Source organism: Streptomyces sp. DH12, assembly GCF_020873895.1.
Taxonomy (GTDB): Bacteria; Actinomycetota; Actinomycetes; order Streptomycetales; family Streptomycetaceae; genus Streptomyces.
The window spans coordinates 1-407 of the sequence record NZ_JAHWGT010001482.1 but is presented as its reverse complement, the minus strand read 5'-3'; the positions used below and the strand labels follow the sequence as shown (position 1 = coordinate 407).

1 pseudogene is annotated in these 407 nt (G+C 74.4%); it reads right to left on the bottom strand.

The features are described from left to right. Nucleotides 1-253 (bottom strand): annotated as a pseudogene (locus LPA54_RS40675) (ATP-binding protein); the annotation flags it as partial. Between the last annotated feature and the right edge of the window lie 154 nt (nt 254-407).

The window sequence follows — 407 nt, the reverse complement described above, 5'->3', positions numbered from 1 at the left end:
CCTGGGAGTCGATCGCGTGGCCGGTCACGGCGCGCCGGATCAGGGTGGACTTGCCCCCGCCGGGGAGACCGGAGACCACCGCGATGTCCCCGGGGGCGAAATCGAGGCCGTCGGGGCCCGCTCCGGCGCGTCCGCGCAGATCCCGTACCACCGGGGCGCACCCGCTGAGCGCCTCCCGCGCCGGCGCGGGGGGCTGTGCGGGCATCGCCCGGTACGCGTCCCCCGTGATCGGTGCCGACCGCTGCAACGTCATGCCCATCCCCTTGCCGTCGGGCCGCCCACACCTGTTCCTGAAGTGTAAAGAACTGGCAAGGCGGCACAACCGTCCTCGCCGTCCGGGCGGGCGCCGAGGACCGGCCTCCCGCTCCGCCGCAGGGCGTGCGATGATGGCCGCGCCAACTGCATAC